Origin of the sequence: Nakamurella panacisegetis, from assembly GCF_900104535.1 — a bacterium.
Classification (GTDB): domain Bacteria; phylum Actinomycetota; class Actinomycetes; order Mycobacteriales; family Nakamurellaceae; genus Nakamurella; species Nakamurella panacisegetis.
Genome location: NZ_LT629710.1, coordinates 3174866 through 3192500, shown reverse-complemented (window position 1 = coordinate 3192500; position 17635 = coordinate 3174866). Strand labels below are relative to the sequence as shown.

The following is a 17635-nucleotide window of genomic DNA, read 5'->3' as shown; positions in this document are numbered from 1 at the left end:
GGAAGGAGAAGACCTTGAGGTGGGAGTCGACCGAGGCATCCTCGGTGTTGAACCAGAACTGGTAGAAGGCATACGGCGACGTCAGCTCACCGTCGAGCCACACCGTTCCCGACTCCGTCTTGCCGAACTTGGTGCCGTCAGCCTTGGTGATCAGGGGTGTCGCCATGGCGTGGACCGCCCGGCCCTCGACCTTGCGGATCAGTTCGGTCCCACTGGTCAGGTTGCCCCACTGGTCGCTGCCGCCGGTCTGCAGGACACAGCCGTACCGCCGGTAGAGCTCCAGGAAGTCCATGCCCTGCAGGATCTGGTAGCTGAACTCGGTGAAGGAGAGGCCTTCATCGCTGTTCAAGCGGTTGGCCACCGTGTCCTTGGCCAACATGCGACCCATCCGGAAGTGCTTCCCGACGTCCCGGAGGAAGTCGATGGCGCTCATCGGCCCGGTCCAGTCGAGGTTGTTCACGATGCGGGCGGCGTGTGGACCGTCGAAGTCCAGGTACTTCTCCACCTGAGTCTGGATCCTCTTGACCCAACCGGCGACGGTGTCCGCGTCGTTGAGCACCCGCTCTCCGGACATCCGGGGATCGCCGATCATCCCGGTGGCCCCACCGACCAGTCCCAACGGGAAGTGTCCGGCGTTCTGGATGCGCCGCATCGTCAGCAGCTGCACCAGGTTGCCGATGTGGAGGCTGGGAGCGGTGGGATCGAATCCCGCGTAGAACGTGATCGGCTCCCCGGCGAGGGCGACGGCCAACTCCCGTTCGTCGGTCGACTGGGCGATCAGCCCACGCCATCGCAGGTCGTCGAGCACGGAAGCGGGCGTTGACACGTTCTGGTCGGGCACTCCTTCATCCTGCCAGTTTCAAGTCCGGTCGTTTGACGCTCACCGCCGGTGCGTCATGACCGATTCCCCCACATCACGGCGTTGGGCGACGACGCCTCACCCCAGCCCTGAACGCCGAGACGGACGAGGCCCCGGCCTCGAAGAAGCGCCACGGTTGTTCCACCCCGACGTTGACGCCGACTCGCGGTCCGGTCAGCACCAGGTCCGTCGGGGGCGGCGTGCCGGTTCGGACCGAGATGGCCGCGCCGGGGGCGCAGAGATCGGCGCCGTTCTGTGCGGAGGCCAGGCCAAGTACGGACGCCAGGCCGGCCGGGCCTCGCGCCAGATGGGCTGGCTTGGTCCGCTCCGACCGGCGGGCGGTCGCCAGCTCATGGCCGAGGACGACCTCACCGGCCCGGAGCAGGACGGCCGACGGGTGGCCCGCCGGTCCGGTGACAATGTTGGCGCACCAGTGCATTCCGTACACGAAGTAGGTGTACAGATGGCCCGGCTCGTCGAACATGATGGCGTTGCGGCGGGTCAGGCCACGGAAAGCGTGCGAGGCCTCGTCGTCGGCCCCGCGGTAGGCCTCGACCTCCGTCAGGCGGACCGCGACCCGTCCGTCCGGTGAGTCGGAGACGACCACCCGGCCGAGCAGGGTCGGTGCCACGGTGACGGCATCGCCGGCCAGGGCGGACCGCGGCAGCCGGCGGCCGATCGGCGTCATCGCGCCCCGCCGCTTTGGTCGGCGTGGATCAACTTCATCGATTTGGGACCGAAGTGACAGGAATGATCAGGTTCGGCCATGCCTGCGAAGTTGATCCACGCCGAACCACGGAGCGACGCCACACCACGGGGCGACGCAGAACCACGGGGCGACGCAGAACCACGGAGCGACGCCGAACCACGGACGGGCGGGGTGACGGGCGACCGGGGCACGGGGTCAGCGCCGTCCGGCCCATTCCCGGTCGGCGGCGATGAGGGCGCGCAGGCCGTCCAGTTGCTCGGCCACCCGGATCGGGGCGGTGCCGCCGATGCCGTCCCGGGAGGCCAGCGACCCGGCGACGGTCAGCACGCTGCGGACCTCCGGGGTCAGGGCCGGGTTGATGGCGGCAAACTCGTCGTCGGTCAGCTGGTCCAGTTCGCGGTCGGAGGACTCGGCGAGAGAGACGCACTCCCCCGCTGCTTCGTGCGCGACCCGGAACGGCACGCCCTGCTTGACGAGCCATTCGGCGATGTCGGTGGCCAGCGAGAATCCGGCCCCGGCCATCGACTCCAGCCGGGGCAGGTCGAAGGTCAGGGTGGCCGTGAGCCCGGTCAGGGCCGGCAGCAGCACCTCCAGCTGCTCGATCGAGTCGATCAGCGGCTCCTTGTCCTCCTGCAGATCCCGGTTGTAGGCCAGCGGAAGTCCCTTGAGGGTGGCCAGCAGGCCGGTGAGGTTGCCGATCAGCCGGCCCGACTTGCCGCGGGTGAGTTCGGCGATGTCCGGGTTCTTCTTCTGCGGCATGATCGACGACCCGGTGGCGAAGGCGTCGTGCAGGCGGGCGTAGCCGAACTCCGCGGTGGTGAAGATGATGACCTCCTCCGCCCAGCGGGAGAGGTTCACCCCGACCATGGCCAGACAGAACGCCAGCTCGGCGGCGAAGTCGCGGGACGCGGTGCCGTCGATCGAGTTGGCCGAGGCCACATCCAGACCCAGTTCCTTGGCCACCGCTTCCGGGTCGAGCCCGAGCGACGACCCGGCCAGTGCGCCGGAGCCGTAGGGCGAGACGGACGCCCGGCGGTCCCAGTCCCGGATTCGGTCGATGTCCCGGACGATGGCCTGGGCGTGCGCGGCCAGGTGATGGGCCAGCAGCACCGGCTGGGCGTGCTGGAAGTGGGTCCGGCCGGGCATCGCCGCGCCGGGGTGCGCGTCGGCCTGGGTCAGGAACGCTTCCTGCAGGTCGAGCAGCAGCCCGACCACGCGGCGGGCGCCGTCCCGCAGGTAGAGCCGGTACAGGGTGGCCACCTGGTCGTTGCGGGACCGCCCGGCGCGGAGTTTGCCGCCCAGTTCGGTGCCGGCTCGGTCCAGCAGCCCGCGCTCGAGTGCGGTGTGCACGTCCTCGTCGGCCTCGGTCGGGCCGAACGTCCCGTCGGCGACGTCGGCGGCCAGCTGGGTCAGCGCGGACAGCATGCCGTCCAGCTCGGTCTCGGTCAGCAGCCCGGCGTTGTGCAGCACCCGGGCGTGGGCCCTCGATCCCGAGATGTCGTACTGGGCCAGCCGCCAGTCGAACTGGGTCGACTTGGACAGGGCGGCCATCTCGGGTGAGGGGCCGTCGGAGAACCGTCCGCCCCAGAGGGCGACGGGTGCTTGGTTGCTCACTGTGGTTGCGGTTCCGCTCTGCTGGAAAAGGGTTTCAGGACCATGCTGTCAGTCGGTCGCGCCCTGGGCCAAAGCCGCGAGCTGCCGACCGAGCTCCTCGCCGCTGAGCCCGGCGCGGGCCACCACCAGGATGGTGTCGTCCCCGGCGATGGTGCCGATGACGTCGACCAGGGCGGCCCGGTCGATGGCCGAGGCCAGGAACTGCGCCGCTCCGGGTGGCGTGCGGAGCACGACCAGGTTGCCGGACGCGTCATGGGAGAGCAGCAGCTCGCTGAACAGCCGGGCCAGCCTGGACGTCCCTCCGGCCATCGGGCGGGGGGAACCGTCCTCCGGGATGACGTAGACCGGCGCCCCACCGTCGACACCGCGGAGCTTGAGCGCGCCGAGCTCCTCCAGATCACGAGAGAGCGTGGCCTGCGTGGTGTGCAGGCCCTCCGCCTCCAGCAGGGCCATCAACTCTCCCTGGCTGCGGATGGCGCTGTCCCGGATCAGGTCGGTGATCCGGCCGTGCCGGGCCGCCTTGGTGGCCGGGACGTTCCCGGAGCCGCCGGCCGCCCCGCCGGCCCGGGTGACGTTGCTGGTCGTCATCGGAGTCAGGATCTCGTGAGACCGATCAGGAAGGCCAGCAGGGCCTTCTGCGCGTGCAACCGGTTCTCGGCCTCGTCCCACACCGCCGACGACGGTCCGTCCAGCACCTCGTCGGTGATCTCGAAACCGCGGTGGGCCGGAAGGCAGTGCAGCACAATCGCTTCCGCGTTGGCCTGGGCCAGCAGGGCGCGGTTGATCTGGTACGGCCGGAACGGTCCGATGCGGTCCAGCCCGTCGTTTTCCTGGCCCATCGAGGTCCAGGTGTCGGTGACCAGCACGTCCGATCCGGTCACCGCTTCCGTCGGGTCGGTGATCAGGTGGATGGAGCCGCCGGTGAGCGCGGCCCGCTCCTTGGCGGCGAGCAGGATGTCCGGCTGCGGGTCGAACCCGACCGGCGACGACACCCGCACGTGCAGACCCGCGTTGGCGCCGCCGAGCATCAGCGAGTGGGACATGTTGTTGGCGCCGTCACCGAGGTAGGTCAGGGTCAGCCCCTTGAGCCGCCCGAAGCGTTCCCGGATGGTCTGCAGGTCGGCCAGCACCTGGCACGGGTGGTATTCGTCGGTCAGCGCGTTGATCACCGGGACGGTGGAGACGCTGGCCAGGGCGTTGATGCGACGCTGGGCGAAGGTCCGGATGGCCACGGCGTCGACATACCGGGACAGCACCCGCGAGGTGTCCTCGATGGTCTCCTCGCGACCCAACTGCGATGTCCGGCCGTCGATCATCACCGGCTGGCCACCGAGCTGGCTGATACCGACCTCGAACGACAGACGGGTCCGGGTCGAGTTCTTCTCGAAGACGGCGGCCACCGACTTGCCGGCCAGCGGTTTGAACCCGTGACGGTCGGCCTTGAACTGGTCGGCCGTGTCGAGCAGGGCGATCAGCTCCTGCGGCGAGAGGTCGTCGTCCTTGAGATAGTGCCGGATCATTTGCTGGCTTCTTTCTGGCTGTCGGCGGCCCGGGCGGCGGCGTCGAGGATGGCGGGCAGCGCGGTGACGAACGAGTCGGCCTGCTCGGTGGTCAGGATCAGGGGCGGAGCAAGGCGCAGTACCGACGGGGCCGGCGCATTGATGATGAAACCGGCGTCCATGGCGGCCTTCGCCGCCGCGGCCGAGATGTCCCGGGTCAGCACCACGCCCAGCAGCAGGCCGGCGCCGCGGACGTGGTCCACCAGCGGGTGGTCGAGGTCCTCGATCGCGGTCGAGAGATGTTTACCAAGGGCATCGACGTGGTCGAGGAGTTTGTGGCTCTCGATGGTGTCGAGGACGGCCAGGGCGGCGGCGGCGCAGACCGGGTTGCCGGCGAAGGTCGATCCATGCTGGCCCGGGGACAGCAACCTGCCGGCGGCGCCGAGGCCGATGACGGCGCCGATCGGCAGACCGCCGCCGAGGCCCTTGGCCAGGGTGATCACGTCCGGCTTGATGCCGGCGCTCTGGTGGGCGAACCACTGGCCGGTCCGGCCGACGCCGGTCTGCACCTCGTCCAGGACGAGCAGAGTGCCGGTGGCACTGGTGATCTCGCGGGCCGCGGCCAGATAGCCGTCGGGCGCCGGCTGCACCCCGGCCTCACCCAGGATGGGTTCCAGGAAGACCGCCGCCACCGTCTCGTCGACGGCCGCGCGCAGGGCGTCGACGTCGCCGTAGGGAACGAATTCGACGCCGGCCGGCATCGGTTCGAACGGCGCCCGTTTGCCGGGCTGGCCGGTCAGGGCCAGGGCTCCCATGGTGCGGCCGTGGAACGCGCCCTCGGCGGCGATGATGCGTGGCCGTCCGGTCAGCCGGGCCATCTTGAAGGCGGCCTCGTTGGCCTCCGCGCCGGAGTTACAGAACAGCACCTTCGCGTCGTCCGCGCCGGTGAGGTGGATCAGCTTCTCGGCCAGCTCCAGCACGTTGGGGTGAGTGAAGAAGTTGGAGACGTGGCCCAGGGTGGCGATCTGTCCGCAGACCGCCTTCACCACGGCCGGATGGGCGTGGCCCAGGGAGTTGACGGCGATGCCGCCCAGCAGGTCCAGGTACTGCTTGCCGTCGGCGTCGACGACGACCGCGCCGGAACCGGAGACCAGTTCGACCTGGGGGACGCCGAAGTTGCTCATCAGCGCGCCGGACCAGCGGTCAGCGGCGATCGTGTTGCCGCTCTTGGGGTTCGATGCTGCGCTCGTCATGTCGACGTCTCCTTGTCGGGCACCACCATGGTGCCGATGCCTTGGGTGGTCACGATTTCCAGCAGGACGGCGTGCGGTACGCGGCCGTCGATCACATGGGCCGCGGCGACACCGCCCCGCACGGCGCGCAGGCACCCCTCCATCTTGGGCACCATGCCGGACTCCAGTCTGGGCAACATCTTCTCGAGCGCGGACACCGAGATCCGTGACAGCAGCGAGGACCGGTCGGGCCAGTTCGAGTACAGACCCTCGACGTCGGTCAGCATCACCAGCTTCGACGCGTTCAGGGCGATGGCCAGGGCGGCCGCCGCTGTGTCGGCGTTGACGTTGTGCACCAAGCCGTCGATGTCCGGGGCGACAGTGGAGATCACCGGGATCCGGCCCGCGTCCAGCAGGTCGAGGACGGCGCCCGGGTTGACGTCGACCACGTCGCCGACCAACCCGATGTCTGTCTCGACGCCGTCGACGGCGACCGTGCGCCGGGCCGCGGTGAACAGCCCGGCGTCCTCACCGGACATGCCCACGGCCAGCGGCCCGTGCTTGTTGATCAGCCCGACCAACTCGCGGCCGACCTGCCCGACCAGCACCATCCGCACCACGTCCATGGTCTCGGGGGTGGTGACGCGGAAACCGCCCCGGAACTCACCGGCCATACCGAGCCGCTTGAGCATCGACGAGATCTGAGGTCCGCCGCCGTGCACGATGACCGGACGCAGCCCGACGGTGCGCAGGAAGACCATGTCCGCCGCGAACGCCTGCTTGAGCGCATCGTCGGTCATCGCGTTCCCGCCGTACTTGACGACGACCAACGCCCCGGCGAACTGCCGCAGCCAGGGCAGGGCATCGGCCAGCACCGCGGCCCGTTCGGCGGCGTCGCTCAGGTCGGCGGTGTTGCGGGGTTCCAGATCGGCGGTCCGGGCGAGCGATCCGACAGGGGGTGCGGTGGTCACGTCGAGTACGCCGAGTTCTCGTGGACGTAGGCGTGGGAGAGGTCGTTGGTCAGGATGGTGGCCGTCTCGACTCCGGCGTGCAGGTCGATGACGACGTGGGCCTTGCGACCGGCCAGGTCGACCAGAGAGCGGTCCTCACCGGTGGACCCCTGCTTGCAGATCCAGACTCCGTTGATGGCCACGTCGATCTGGTCGGGGTCGAACGCGGCCCGGCTGGTGCCGACCGCGGCCAGGATCCGGCCCCAGTTGGCGTCGCCGCCGAAGAACGCGGTCTTGACCAGTGAGTTGCGGGCGACGACTCGCCCGACCTCGACGGCGTCATCCTCGGAGGCCGCGTGGACGACCTCGATCGAGATCTCCTTGGTGGCCCCCTCGGCGTCGGCCAGCAGCTGGTTGGCCAGGTCCTGACAGGCCCGGGTGACGGCGGCGGTCAGGACCTCCTGGCTCGGCTGAACGCCGGAGGCGCCGGAGGCCAGCAGCAGCACCGTGTCGTTGGTGGACATGGCGCCGTCGGAGTCCAGGCGGTCGAACGACACCCGGGTCGCGGCCCGGAGAGCGGTGTCCAGAGCGTGGTTGTCGGCCACCGCGTCGGTGGTGACCACGACCAGCATGGTGGCCAGGGCGGGCGCGAGCATGCCGGCTCCCTTGGCCATGCCGCCGACGGTGAAGCCTCCGGCCGCGACGACGACCTGCTTGGGGACGGTGTCGGTGGTCATGATCGCGACCGCCGCATCGACACCGCCCTGCTCGTGCAGAGCCGCGACGGCGGCGGTGGAGCCGGTGAGGATCTTGTCCATCGGCAGCCGCTCGCCGATGAGGCCGGTGGAGCAGACCGCGATCTGGGTGGACCCGACGTCGAGGGCGGCGGCCAGATGCTCGGCGGTGGCCACCGTGTCGGCGTAGCCGGCCGGGCCGGTGCAGGCGTTGGCGCCGCCGGAGTTCAGGACCACAGCGGCGATCGCCGGGCTGAAACCGCCGGTGCCGCCGAAGATCTGCTCGCACCAGCGGACCGGGGCGGCCTTCACCCGGTTGCCGGTGAACACACCGGCCGCGTTGCGGATCGGACCGTCGTTGAGGACGAGGGCGATGTCCGGCTTGCCCGAGGGCTTGAGCCCGGCCGTCACGCCGGCGGCCCGGAAGCCCTTGGGGGCGGTGACGCCCTGGTTCTCGGTCGTCACGGCGCCACTCCCACGGTCGAAAGGCCGGTCGTCTCGGGCAGTCCGAGGGCCAGGTTGAGGCACTGCACGGCGGCGCCGCCGGTGCCCTTGGTCAGATTGTCCACGGCGGCCACCACGACCAGCCGGTGCGCGTCGGTGTCGACCGCGAGCTGCAGCAGCAACGTGTTCGCGCCCGTCACGGCACCGGTCGTCGGCCATTGACCCTCGGGCAGTAGATGCACGAAAGGCTCGGCACCGTAGGCGGTTTCGTAGGCCTGACGAATCTCGCTCTCGGTGACTCCGGGCTTGATGACGGCGCTGCAGGTGGACAGGATGCCCCTGGACATCGGCACCAGGACCGGGGTGAAGCTGACCGAGACCGGGGTTCCGGCCGCGGCGGTCAGGTTCTGGATCATCTCCGGGGTATGCCGGTGCACGCCGCCGACACCGTAGGCGCTGGCCGAGCCGATGACCTCGGACGCCAGCAGGTTCGTCTTGAGTGACTTCCCGGCCCCTGACGTACCGGAGGCGGCGACCACCACGACGTCGGCTTCGACCAGACCGGCGGCCAGGGCGGGCGCCAGCGCCAGCGACGCGGCCGTCGGGTAACAGCCGGGAACGGCGACGCGCTTGACGCCCTCCAGTCTGGCCCGGCCGCCCGGCAGTTCGGGCATGCCGTACGGCCAGGAACCGGGGTGGTCGCCGCCGTAGAACTTGGCCCACGCTGCCGGGTCGGTGAGCCGGTGGTCGGCCCCGCAGTCGATGACGACGACGTCCGGGCCGAGTTCGGCCGCCACCTGGTGGGAGTGGCCGTGCGGCAGGGCCAGGAACACCACGTCGTGCCCGGCCAGGGTCTCGGCGGTGGTCGGCTCGAGGATCCGGTCGGCCAGCGGCCAGAGGTGCGGCTGATGGACCGCCAGGCGGTCGCCCGCGCTGGCGTTGGCGGTGAGCGCGCCGATCTCGACCTGCGGGTGGGCCAGCAACAAGCGGAGGATCTCTCCTCCGGCGTAACCGCTGGCGCCGGCCACGGCCACGCGGTAGGTCTTCTCAGTCATGATATCGAGAAATATACACCTAACTGCATGATCATCCACATCAAAGGGTTTCGTCAGACGTCGGGGCGCCGGACCGCCGCGAGAGGACGGCCGGGAACGCCTCGAGCGGGGCCAGCGGCCACGGAGCTGCGCGGCGGCCGCATAGCGGAGCCCGGCCCCCCTATGGGCCTTCTGGCCCTAGCGGGGTGTGGACGAGCCCAGTGTGCTGGTCGGGTCGGTCGAGCGCCAGCCCGTCCGGCCATTCCTGGGCGGGTGGTCCGACGCCCCAAATCTCGTCAGAGGAGGCCATGTCATGAGGGCCGTTGTCCGGGTGCTGATCACCGTCCTGTCCTTGCTGGCTGCCGGTGCGGTCACCGCTCCGGCAGCGGTCGGGGCGGCGCCGACGGCGCAGCAGGCGCGCGGGGCGGTGTCGGCGGCGCCGGTCGTTGCGGGTGCCGCGGTGTCGGTGACCCCGGCGCGGATCGCCGACTCCCGCAGCGGGCTGCAGATCCCGGGTGCACTGCCGGCGGCGGGGACGGCCCCGGTGCAGGTGACCGGGCGCGGCGCAATCCCCGCCGACGGGGTGGCCGCGGTGCTGGCCACGGTGACGGTGGTGGATCCGCAGCAGGCGGGCTACCTCACGGTGTGGCGGTCCGGGAGCACCCGGCCGGGAACGTCGAACCTCAACTTCCGGGCCGGGCAGACCATCGCGAACATGGTGCTGGTCCGGGTCGGCGCCGTGGGCGGCATCGAGGTGTTCAACGGCTCCAGCGGCAGCGTGCAGGTGGTCGTGGACGTCACCGGGTACACCCGATCCGGGACACCGACCGCATCCGGCGCGGTGGTGCCGGTGCCGCCGACCCGGATCGTCGATTCCCGCGTCGGTCGACAATTGGCCGGGCCGGTCCCGGCGTTGGCGGCGAAGGACGTGCAGATCGGCGGTCGGGGCGGGATCCCACCCGCGGTGGCCGGAGTGGTCGCGACGGTCACCGTGGTCAACCCGCAACGAGCGGGGTATCTGACCGTGTGGCCGTCGAACAGTCCGCGGCCGAAGGCGTCGAACGTGAACTTCCAGGCCGGGGAGAACATCGCCCTCCTGGTCATCGTGCCGGTCAGCGCCGGCTCCGCGCTGCGGGTGTTCAACGGGTCCGCCGGCACCGTTGGCGTCATCATCGACGTCGCCGGGTATTTGGTGCCCGGGAACCCGACCGCGGCCGGCACCCTGTTGTCGGCGACTCCGAGCAGGATCGCTGACTCACGCATCCTTCTCCAGTTCGCCCGCCCGGCAGCCGCTCGGGACACGGTCGCGGTGACGGTCACCGGGCCCGGCAGCGTGGCGGCCTCGGTGGCTCTGACGGTGACCGTGGTTGCCCCGCAGGCCTCTGGGTACCTCACCGTGTGGCCGTCCGGCACCAGCCGGCCGGCTGCATCGACCCTGAACTTCCGGGCCGGGCGGAACATCGCGGCCACGGTTGTCGTCCCGATCGGCCCTGACGGAAAGGTCCAGCTGTTCAACGGCTCGAACTCGACCGTGCACCTGGTCGTCGACACCAACGGCTACACCCTCGCCCGCGCCACCCCCAGCAATGGCCGGGTCTGGGCGTGGGGTGCCGGGTTCAACGGTCTGCTGGGCAACGGCAGTACCGCCGACAAGCTGGTGCCGGGACCGGTGTTCGGGCTGGGTGACGTCACGGCCGTCACCGCCGGTTTCACCACCGTCTACGCCCTGCGGGGGGACGGCACCGTGTGGACGTGGGGTCCGGCGGTGGGCACCGGCATCACGGCTGACACCTCGGTGCCCGAACAGGTTCCCGGGCTAAGCGGCATAGCGGCTGTCGCGGGCGGTTTCGACACCGGGTACGCGGTCCGCGAGGACGGCACCGTGTGGGCCTGGGGTGCGGGCTCCGCCGGTCAACTGGGCAACGGAGGGACCGCGGACAGTGCAGTGCCGGTGCGGGTTTCCGGGTTGACCGACGTCACCGCGGTGGCCGCCGGTGGCGTCAACACCGCGTACGCACTGCGCGGGGACGGCACGGTGTGGGCGTGGGGCTCAGGCGGACTCGGTCAACTCGGCAACGCAAGGACCGCGGACAGTGCGGTGCCGGTGCGGGTTTCCGGGTTGACTCACGTCACCGCGGTGGCCGGTGGCTGGTTCAACGGGTACGCCGTCGAGAGCGACGGGACGGTCTGGGCCTGGGGCTCGGGAAGTTCCGGGGCGTTGGGCAACGGGCGCACCGCCGTGGCCCTGGTGCCGGTGAAGGTGACCGGCCTGTCGAACGTCACTGCCCTTGCCGCCGGGTTCGCCACCGGGTACGCGGTCCGCGGTGACGGCACAGTGTGGGCTTGGGGAGCAGGCACCGACGGTGCGCTGGGCAACGGAAGCACCGCCAGCACCCTTGTGCCCGTCCAGGTGTCCGGGCTCCGGGATGCCACCGCGGTCGCCGCGGTCGGCGGCACAGCCCTCCTCGCAACCGGCAACAACGCCTACGCGCTCCGCGGCAACGGCACCGTCATGGCCTGGGGAGCCGGCGGGCAGCTGGGTAACGGAGGTACCGGCGGCAGCCGGGTGCCCGTGCCGGTCTCGGCGCTGACGACCGCCACCCGCATCGCCGCCGGTCCGTTCGACGGTTTCGCCGTCACCCGCTGACGCCTGCGCTCTGACCAGCACCGATGACGCGGCGGAGTCGTCCGGGCGGAGCACTGTCGGTGTGACGGCGCACCATCTCGGCCATGACCCAGACGAGCCCGACGGCAGCCCAACTCATCGATCGCTTCCTGGCCCACCGGGCCGGCCGCATCACCGAACCGACGCTGCACCGCGACCGTGAGGTGATGGAACGCCTGCGTACCTTCCTGGACGCGAACGGACCGGTGGTCCTGGACGAGACGACCGGGAGGCCGCTGCCCAGGGCCGCCGTCGGCGTCGGCCTGAGCGATCTGGTCAACCTCGAATTGATCGTCATGAAGTGGGACGAGTTCGTGCGGGACGGAGTCCGCCCGTACGACCGGGCGGCGCACGTCACGCTCCGGCAGTTCGCCCTGTGGCTGCGTCAGACCGGGGAACTGGACGCGTGCGGCTACCTGGAGATGGCGGCCGTCGTCCGGGCACCGCAGCCGACCGCTCCGCCCGGCCGCTGGCCGGAGCGGCGATGACGGACGGCCGCCCCGAGGTCAGGCGATGTACTCCAGCAGCGGTACCAGCTGCTCGGCGTCGGTGAGCGATCCGTGCTGACCGATGAGCTTGAGTTCGTGCGGCGCGGTGGTCCGAGAATCGACGAACACGAACGGTTCCCGACCGGCCACGACCACATCCCCGATCCGCCCGACCACCCGGTCGTCGACCGGGCCGAACCAGTGGTCCGCGATCGCCTCGTCGCGGGTCCGTACCCAGGCCAGTTCGCCGAAGGCGTCGCTCAGTCGGCGGGCCACCTCGGCCGCGGCACCCGGCTCGCAGTAGGCCTGCGCGAAGCGGGCCTCGCCGGCGAGGACCCTGATCCCCGGCTGCAGGTCCGGCCGAGTGGCGAGGTCGACCCGGAACTCGTGGGGAACGTCGATCATGCCGTGGTCGGCCGTGATCAACAGAAGAGTGCCCGACGGCAACTGCCGGGCCAACCGGGCCAACGCCTCGTCGGCCTCTCGAAGCGCGCGCAGCCAGTTGCGGCTGGTGACGCCGTGCTGGTGGCCGGCCGCGTCGATCTGCCCCCAGTACAGGTAGACCAGTCCCGGCGCGGCCAACGCCCGCACCGCCACATCGACGCGCTGGTGCAGACCGCCGACTCCCACGAACTGCGGCCCGCGCAGGGCGGCCTGGGTGAGCCCGGATCCGTCGAACTCCGGATTGCCGATCGCGGTGCAGCCGATCCCGGCCGCGGTGAGGTGCTCGAAAACGGTCGGGTGCGGCTGCCACCGGGCCGGGTCGACGGCCGGGTCCCAGCGCAGTTCGTTCAGCAGCTCGCCGCGGTCGGGGTCCATCACCTGGTAGCCGACCAGGCCGTGCTGTCCGGGCGGCCGACCGGTGCCGAAGGAGGCGACCGACGTGGCGGTGGTGCTGGGTGTGCCCGCCCGCAGCACGGTGCCCGCCATCGAGGCCAGGAACGGCGCATCGGTGGCGTTCTGGTGCAGGAGGTGATGTCCGAGGCCGTCGACCAGGACGACGCAGACACGTTCCGCGGTCGGCAGCGGCACCGCAGGAAGCGCGATCGGCGCGCCCAGCGCGGCGGCCACGCCGGGCAGGACGGCGCCCAAGCAGTCCGGGCCGTAGGTCGGAACCACCGGCGACGCTCCGAGCGAGGGCACGCCAGGGCGGTCGGAGGCGGGGCTGCTGCTCACACGCGCGCCGATGCCGTGGCCGCCGACAGGACCCGGGCGAACACCAGAGCGTCGGCCAGCTCGTTCTCCCCCTCGGCGTCGGCGCTGATGCGCAGCGACAGGTCGTCGCCGGTCATCGAGCCGGTGTAGCCGTGGTCCGCGTCGCAGTTCGGGTCACCGCAGCTGGCCGGCTCCAGGTCGAGCCGGGCCACCGCGCCCCACCCGATGGTCACCGTCACCTCGCGGCCAAGACTCCCGGCCGTGTACTTCTCCGGGTTCGGGACGACGTGGGTGACCATCACCGTCTTCACCGCGGACAGCGGCACCGACTCACTGGTGGCGATGCCGTGGGCCTGCTCGCCGTGCTCCGGGTCGCCGCCGTGGTCGTCGGCGTGCACAAAGATCAGACGGGTGGGAGTGAGCGCGACCACCGACAGGTGCCGCCGGATGGTCTCGACGTCGAACGTGGTCTCCAGATGCACCAGGTGCGTCTCGACGCTCTCGTCGGCCAGGGCGATATCCAGAACGTCCGTGACGAACGCCGGGTAGTACCCGGCCTTGAGGATCTTCCTGGACAGGTCAGGGGGCAACTGCGATGACATGTAACCATCCAAGCATCTCCGACGCGACCATTCGTACCTCCTGGCCCAACCAACCTGGTTCAGCGCAGGACGGCACCGGTACGGCGGGCTGCCTCCGCGACCGCCGCGTCACGGACGGTCAGGGCCTCGGCGGCCGTGAGCGTCCGGTCTGGGGCTCGGACCACCAGCGAGAAGGCCAGCGATTTCGACCCGCCCGCGACCTGGTCGCCGGTGTACACGTCGAACAGCCGCACCAGTTCCAGCAGTTCACCACCGCCGGCCACCAGGGCCGATGTGACGTCCGCCGCCAGCACCTCGTCCGACACGACCAGAGCGACGTCCAGGTGCACCGGGGGGAACGGCGAGATCTGGGGGGCGACCGGAGTCGCGCGTTCCGGGATGGCGTCCAGGTCCAGTTCCAGGGCCGCCGACCGCGCCGGCAGACCGAGGCGTTCCACCACCGCAGGGTGCAGTTCGCCGGCGTAGCCGACGATCCAGTCGCCGACCCGGATCGACGCGCAGCGTCCCGGGTGCCATGGGGCCTGCTCGGCCGGGACGACCCGCAGGTCGACGCCGGCGGTCACGCCCACCCGGCGGGCCAGTTCGATGGCGTCCGCCCAGGAGCCGTCCCGGCCCTTGCCCCACCAGCCGGCCCGCTCGATCGCCCCGGCCAGAACCACGGCCACGTGGCGGGGTTGCAGTGGCAGGCTGGAGTTGAGCACCGCGAGCTCGATCTCGCTGGGCCGGTGATCCACGGCGGTGGCCGGCGGCACCGGAGCGTTGCTGCTGGGCAGGAACACCTGACCGATCTCGAAGAACGACAGGTCGCGGGCGCCGCGCGCGATGTTGCGGGTCACCGCGTCCAGCAGACCGGGCAGCAGGGTCGTCCGCATCGACGGACGATCCGCGTCCAGCGGGTTCAGCAGGCTGGTGGCGAACCGGCGGACGTCGTCTGCGGGCAGACCGAGCGCGTCCAGGTCCGCCGTCCCGACGAACGGGAACGCGAGTACCTCGGTGAGACCGGCCGAGGCCAGGTCGTCGGCGATCCGCCGTTCCCGGCGCTGGCCGTAGGTCAGGCCGGTCCCGGCCGGCGCCCCGGGCAGGATGGTCGGGATGGTCGCGTAGTCCTCCAGGCGGGCCACCTCCTCGACCAGATCGGCCGGCCGGGTCAGGTCCGGCCGCCAGGTCGGCGGGGTGACGGCCAGCGGGTCGGCCGAGCGGTCATCGATCACACACCCGATCTGCTCCAGTCGCCGCAGGATCACGGATGCCTCGTACGGGCGCCCGGCCAGGCGTTCCGACTCACCCAGGGGCAGTTCGATCACCGGTTGCGCCGGAAGCGTGCCGACGACGTCGGACCGGCCGACGATCTCTCCGCCTGCGTACCGGACCAACAGTTGCGCCGCGGCCTCGGCGGCCACGGCCGACAGGGCCGGGTCGACCCCACGTTCGTACCGCCGGGACGCCTCGCTCCCCAGCTTGTGGCGACGGGCCGCCCGAGAGATGACGGCCGGATCCCAGTACGCCGCCTCGATCACGACATCGGTGGTGGCGGAGGAGATCTCGGTGGATTCGCCGCCCATCACCCCGGCCATGGAGATCGGACCGGATTCGTCGGTCACCAGCAGGTCGTCCGTCACCAGGGTCCGGACCGTGCCGTCGAGGGTCTTCAGGGTCTCCCCCGCCGTCGCCCGCCGGACGGTGATCTCGCCGGCGAGCTTGCCGGAGTCGAACGCGTGCAACGGATGTCCGAGTTCGAGCATCACGTAGTTGGTGACGTCGACGGCGAGTGAGATGTTCCGGATCCCGGCCGCCTGCAGCCGCCGGCGGATCCGGAACGGGGTGGGCACGTTCGGGTCGATCCCGGTGATCCGGACGGTGACGAACCGGCCGCATCCGGCGTCCGCGATCGTGACCGGCCAGCCGGCCTCGGCCCGCTCGGGCAGGTTCACGTCGGCCGGGTCGATGAACGGAACATCAAGAGCGGCACCGGTTTCCCGGGCCAGCCCGCGGATGGACAGGGCGTAGCCGCGGTCCGGGGTGATAGCCAGTTCGACGACACTGTCGTGGCTGCCGATGAGGCCGCGGGCGTCGACGCCGATCTGTGCGTTGGCGTCGAGGACCAGGATGCCGTCGTGTTCGGTGCCGATGCCCAGCTCCCGGACGGAACAGATCATGCCGTCCGAGATGTGTCCGTAGGTGCTGCGGGAGGCGATGGCGAAGCCGCCGGGCAGCACCGATCCGGGCAGCGCGATGACCACCTTGTCGCCGACCGCGAAGTTGCGGGCGCCGCAGATGATCTCCCGCGGCTCGTCGGATCCGTTCGGTCCGTGGCCCGGCCCGACGTCGACGCGGACGAAGCGGATCGGCTTCTTGAACTCGGTCAGTTCCTCGATGGTCAGCACCTGGCCGATCACCAGGTCGCCGGTGGTCTCCGGGACGGTGTGGACGTCCTCGACCTCGAATCCGATGCGCAACAAGGCATCGGCGACGTCGGTGGCCACCACCCCGGGCGGCAGGGAGACATAGTCGGACAGCCATTCAACGGGGGTACGCATGTCAGATTTCCTTCGCCGGGGCCGCGAACGCGGACGTGAAGCGCACGTCGCCCTCGACCAGGTCACGCATGTCGGGGACGTCGTTGCGGAACTGCAGGGTGCGTTCGATGCCCATGCCGAACGCAAAGCCGGAGTACACCGCCGGGTCCAGTCCGCAGGCGCGCAGGACGTCGGGGTCGACCATGCCGCAACCGCCCCATTCGACCCAGCCGGCGCCGCCCTTCTTGCCCTCGAACCAGATGTCCATCTCGGCGCTGGGTTCGGTGAACGGGAAGAACGACGGCCGGAGCCGGGCCTTGCTGGCCGGGCCGAACATGGCCCGGGCGAAGTGGTCCAGGGTGCCCTTGAGGTGGGCCATGGTCAGGCCCTTGTCGATGGCCAGCCCTTCGACCTGGGTGAACACCGGCGTGTGGGTGGCGTCGAGCTCGTCGGTGCGGTAGACCCGGCCCGGGCAGATGACGTAGATCGGCGGCTGCTGACCGAGCATGGTGCGGATCTGCACCGGAGAGGTGTGGGTGCGCAGCACCAGCCCGGAGTCGGCACCGTCCTTCCCGGCCACGTAGAAGGTGTCCTGCATGGCCCGGGCCGGGTGATCGGGCGGGAAGTTCAGCGCGTCGAAGTTGAACCACTCGGCTTCCATCTCCGGGCCCTCCGCGACCCCCCAGCCCATGCCGACGAAGATGTCTTCGATGTCGGCCATCACGGCGGAGATCGGGTGGCGGGCGCCGGCCGGTCGGCGATCGTAGGGCAGCGTGACGTCCACCCGCTCCTGGGCCAGCACCCGGGCGTTCCGCTCGGCGGCCAGCTCGACCTCACGCGCGGCGATCGCCTGGTTGATCTGCCCGCGGGCCGGGCCGATGAGTCGGCCGGCCGCCACCTTCTGGGATTTGTCGAGCCCGCCGATGGCCCGGTTGGCCAGGGCCAGCGGGCTCTTGTCGCCGGCCTGGGCCAGCCGGACCGATTTCAGATCTTCCAGGTCCGTGGCCGCGGCGATGGCGGCCAGGGCGACCTCCACGGCCGCCTGGACGGCCACCGGATCGGTCGGGTCGAGCGCGACGGCATCGGTGGATTCGTGCTGGGACATGAGGACCTTTCGGACTCAGGCCGGCTGCG

The 17635-nt window shown here is 70.8% G+C and carries 15 protein-coding genes (1 of these 15 only partly in view); 2 read left to right on the top strand and 13 right to left on the bottom strand.

Annotated features, from left to right (window positions below):
- The 9 genes from tyrS to argC form a co-directional block, all read right to left on the bottom strand.
- Nucleotides 1-841, bottom strand: the 5' portion of a protein-coding gene (gene tyrS / locus BLS97_RS14190) for a tyrosine--tRNA ligase (RefSeq protein WP_090476888.1). Its footprint begins 455 nt before the window's first position; only the first 841 of its 1296 coding nucleotides appear in the window; its start codon is at nt 839-841; the stop codon falls past the left edge of the window.
- Nucleotides 842-914: 73 nt separating this feature from the next.
- Complete coding sequence (locus tag BLS97_RS14185; RefSeq protein WP_090476887.1) at nt 915-1547, bottom strand: DNA-3-methyladenine glycosylase; 633 nt, start codon at nt 1545-1547, stop codon at nt 915-917.
- A 216-nt stretch (nt 1548-1763) separates the two neighbouring features.
- Complete coding sequence (gene argH / locus BLS97_RS14180; RefSeq protein WP_090476884.1) at nt 1764-3182, bottom strand: argininosuccinate lyase; 1419 nt, start codon at nt 3180-3182, stop codon at nt 1764-1766.
- Between the two features lie 48 nt (nt 3183-3230).
- On the bottom strand, nt 3231-3770 hold the full coding sequence (locus BLS97_RS14175; protein WP_090476882.1) for an arginine repressor: 540 nt from the start codon (nt 3768-3770) through the stop codon (nt 3231-3233).
- A gap of 5 nt (nt 3771-3775) precedes the next feature.
- The gene (gene argF / locus BLS97_RS14170; RefSeq protein ID WP_090476880.1) at nt 3776-4702 is read right to left on the bottom strand and encodes an ornithine carbamoyltransferase; all 927 of its coding nucleotides are present in this window, start codon (nt 4700-4702) and stop codon (nt 3776-3778) included.
- Nucleotides 4699-5934: an acetylornithine transaminase gene (locus BLS97_RS14165; protein WP_090476878.1), complete on the bottom strand. Its 1236-nt coding sequence runs from the start codon at nt 5932-5934 to the stop codon at nt 4699-4701. Before BLS97_RS14165 ends, argF begins: the two co-directional genes overlap by 4 nt.
- Nucleotides 5931-6839 carry an acetylglutamate kinase gene (gene argB / locus BLS97_RS14160; RefSeq protein ID WP_090482240.1) on the bottom strand — a complete coding sequence of 303 codons (909 nt, stop codon included), beginning with the start codon at nt 6837-6839 and terminating at the stop codon, nt 5931-5933. The genes BLS97_RS14165 and argB overlap by 4 nt, the downstream gene beginning before the upstream one ends.
- 41 nt (nt 6840-6880) lie before the next feature.
- Nucleotides 6881-8062, bottom strand: coding sequence for a bifunctional glutamate N-acetyltransferase/amino-acid acetyltransferase ArgJ (gene argJ, locus BLS97_RS14155; protein WP_090476876.1), 1182 nt, complete (start codon nt 8060-8062; stop codon nt 6881-6883).
- Complete coding sequence (argC, locus tag BLS97_RS14150) at nt 8059-9096, bottom strand: N-acetyl-gamma-glutamyl-phosphate reductase (RefSeq protein WP_090476874.1); 1038 nt, start codon at nt 9094-9096, stop codon at nt 8059-8061. The genes argJ and argC overlap by 4 nt, the downstream gene beginning before the upstream one ends.
- 292 nt (nt 9097-9388) lie before the next feature.
- On the opposite strand from argC, the gene BLS97_RS14145 reads away from it, so the two are divergent.
- Both BLS97_RS14145 and BLS97_RS14140 read left to right on the top strand, forming a co-directional pair.
- Nucleotides 9389-11722 carry an RCC1 domain-containing protein gene (locus BLS97_RS14145; protein ID WP_090476872.1) on the top strand — a complete coding sequence of 778 codons (2334 nt, stop codon included), beginning with the start codon at nt 9389-9391 and terminating at the stop codon, nt 11720-11722.
- Nucleotides 11723-11805: 83 nt separating this feature from the next.
- Nucleotides 11806-12228 (top strand): hypothetical protein, encoded by a 423-nt coding sequence (locus tag BLS97_RS14140; protein WP_090476870.1) that lies wholly within the window; start codon nt 11806-11808, stop codon nt 12226-12228.
- 18 nt (nt 12229-12246) lie between these two features.
- On the opposite strand, the gene BLS97_RS14135 is transcribed toward BLS97_RS14140, so the two are convergent.
- Genes BLS97_RS14135 through pheS form a run of 4 tightly spaced genes read right to left on the bottom strand, consistent with a single transcriptional unit; the run spans nt 12247 to nt 17606 of the window.
- Nucleotides 12247-13404, bottom strand: a complete 1158-nt coding sequence (locus tag BLS97_RS14135) for an alkaline phosphatase family protein (protein WP_197676182.1) — start codon at nt 13402-13404, stop codon at nt 12247-12249.
- The gene (locus tag BLS97_RS14130) at nt 13401-13985 is read right to left on the bottom strand and encodes a DUF5998 family protein (RefSeq protein WP_090476866.1); all 585 of its coding nucleotides are present in this window, start codon (nt 13983-13985) and stop codon (nt 13401-13403) included. Before BLS97_RS14130 ends, BLS97_RS14135 begins: the two co-directional genes overlap by 4 nt.
- A gap of 59 nt (nt 13986-14044) precedes the next feature.
- A complete protein-coding gene (gene pheT, locus BLS97_RS14125; protein WP_090476863.1) occupies nt 14045-16522 on the bottom strand; it encodes a phenylalanine--tRNA ligase subunit beta in 2478 nt (825 codons plus the stop codon).
- Between the two features lies 1 nt (nt 16523).
- The gene (gene pheS, locus BLS97_RS14120) at nt 16524-17606 is read right to left on the bottom strand and encodes a phenylalanine--tRNA ligase subunit alpha (RefSeq protein ID WP_090476860.1); all 1083 of its coding nucleotides are present in this window, start codon (nt 17604-17606) and stop codon (nt 16524-16526) included.
- Nucleotides 17607-17635 lie beyond the last annotated feature (29 nt).

Coding starts and splice junctions, on each gene's coding strand:
- BLS97_RS14185 (WP_090476887.1), bottom strand. CDS start 1,547: ATGACGCCGATCGGCCGCCGGCTGCCGCGGTCCGCCCTGGCCGGCGAT.
- BLS97_RS14175 (WP_090476882.1), bottom strand. CDS start 3,770: ATGACGACCAGCAACGTCACCCGGGCCGGCGGGGCGGCCGGCGGCTCC.
- argF (WP_090476880.1), bottom strand. CDS start 4,702: ATGATCCGGCACTATCTCAAGGACGACGACCTCTCGCCGCAGGAGCTG.
- BLS97_RS14165 (WP_090476878.1), bottom strand. CDS start 5,934: ATGACGAGCGCAGCATCGAACCCCAAGAGCGGCAACACGATCGCCGCT.
- argC (WP_090476874.1), bottom strand. CDS start 9,096: ATGACTGAGAAGACCTACCGCGTGGCCGTGGCCGGCGCCAGCGGTTAC.
- BLS97_RS14145 (WP_090476872.1), top strand. CDS start 9,389: ATGAGGGCCGTTGTCCGGGTGCTGATCACCGTCCTGTCCTTGCTGGCT.
- BLS97_RS14140 (WP_090476870.1), top strand. CDS start 11,806: ATGACCCAGACGAGCCCGACGGCAGCCCAACTCATCGATCGCTTCCTG.
- BLS97_RS14130 (WP_090476866.1), bottom strand. CDS start 13,985: ATGTCATCGCAGTTGCCCCCTGACCTGTCCAGGAAGATCCTCAAGGCC.
- pheT (WP_090476863.1), bottom strand. CDS start 16,522: ATGCGTACCCCCGTTGAATGGCTGTCCGACTATGTCTCCCTGCCGCCC.
- pheS (WP_090476860.1), bottom strand. CDS start 17,606: ATGTCCCAGCACGAATCCACCGATGCCGTCGCGCTCGACCCGACCGAT.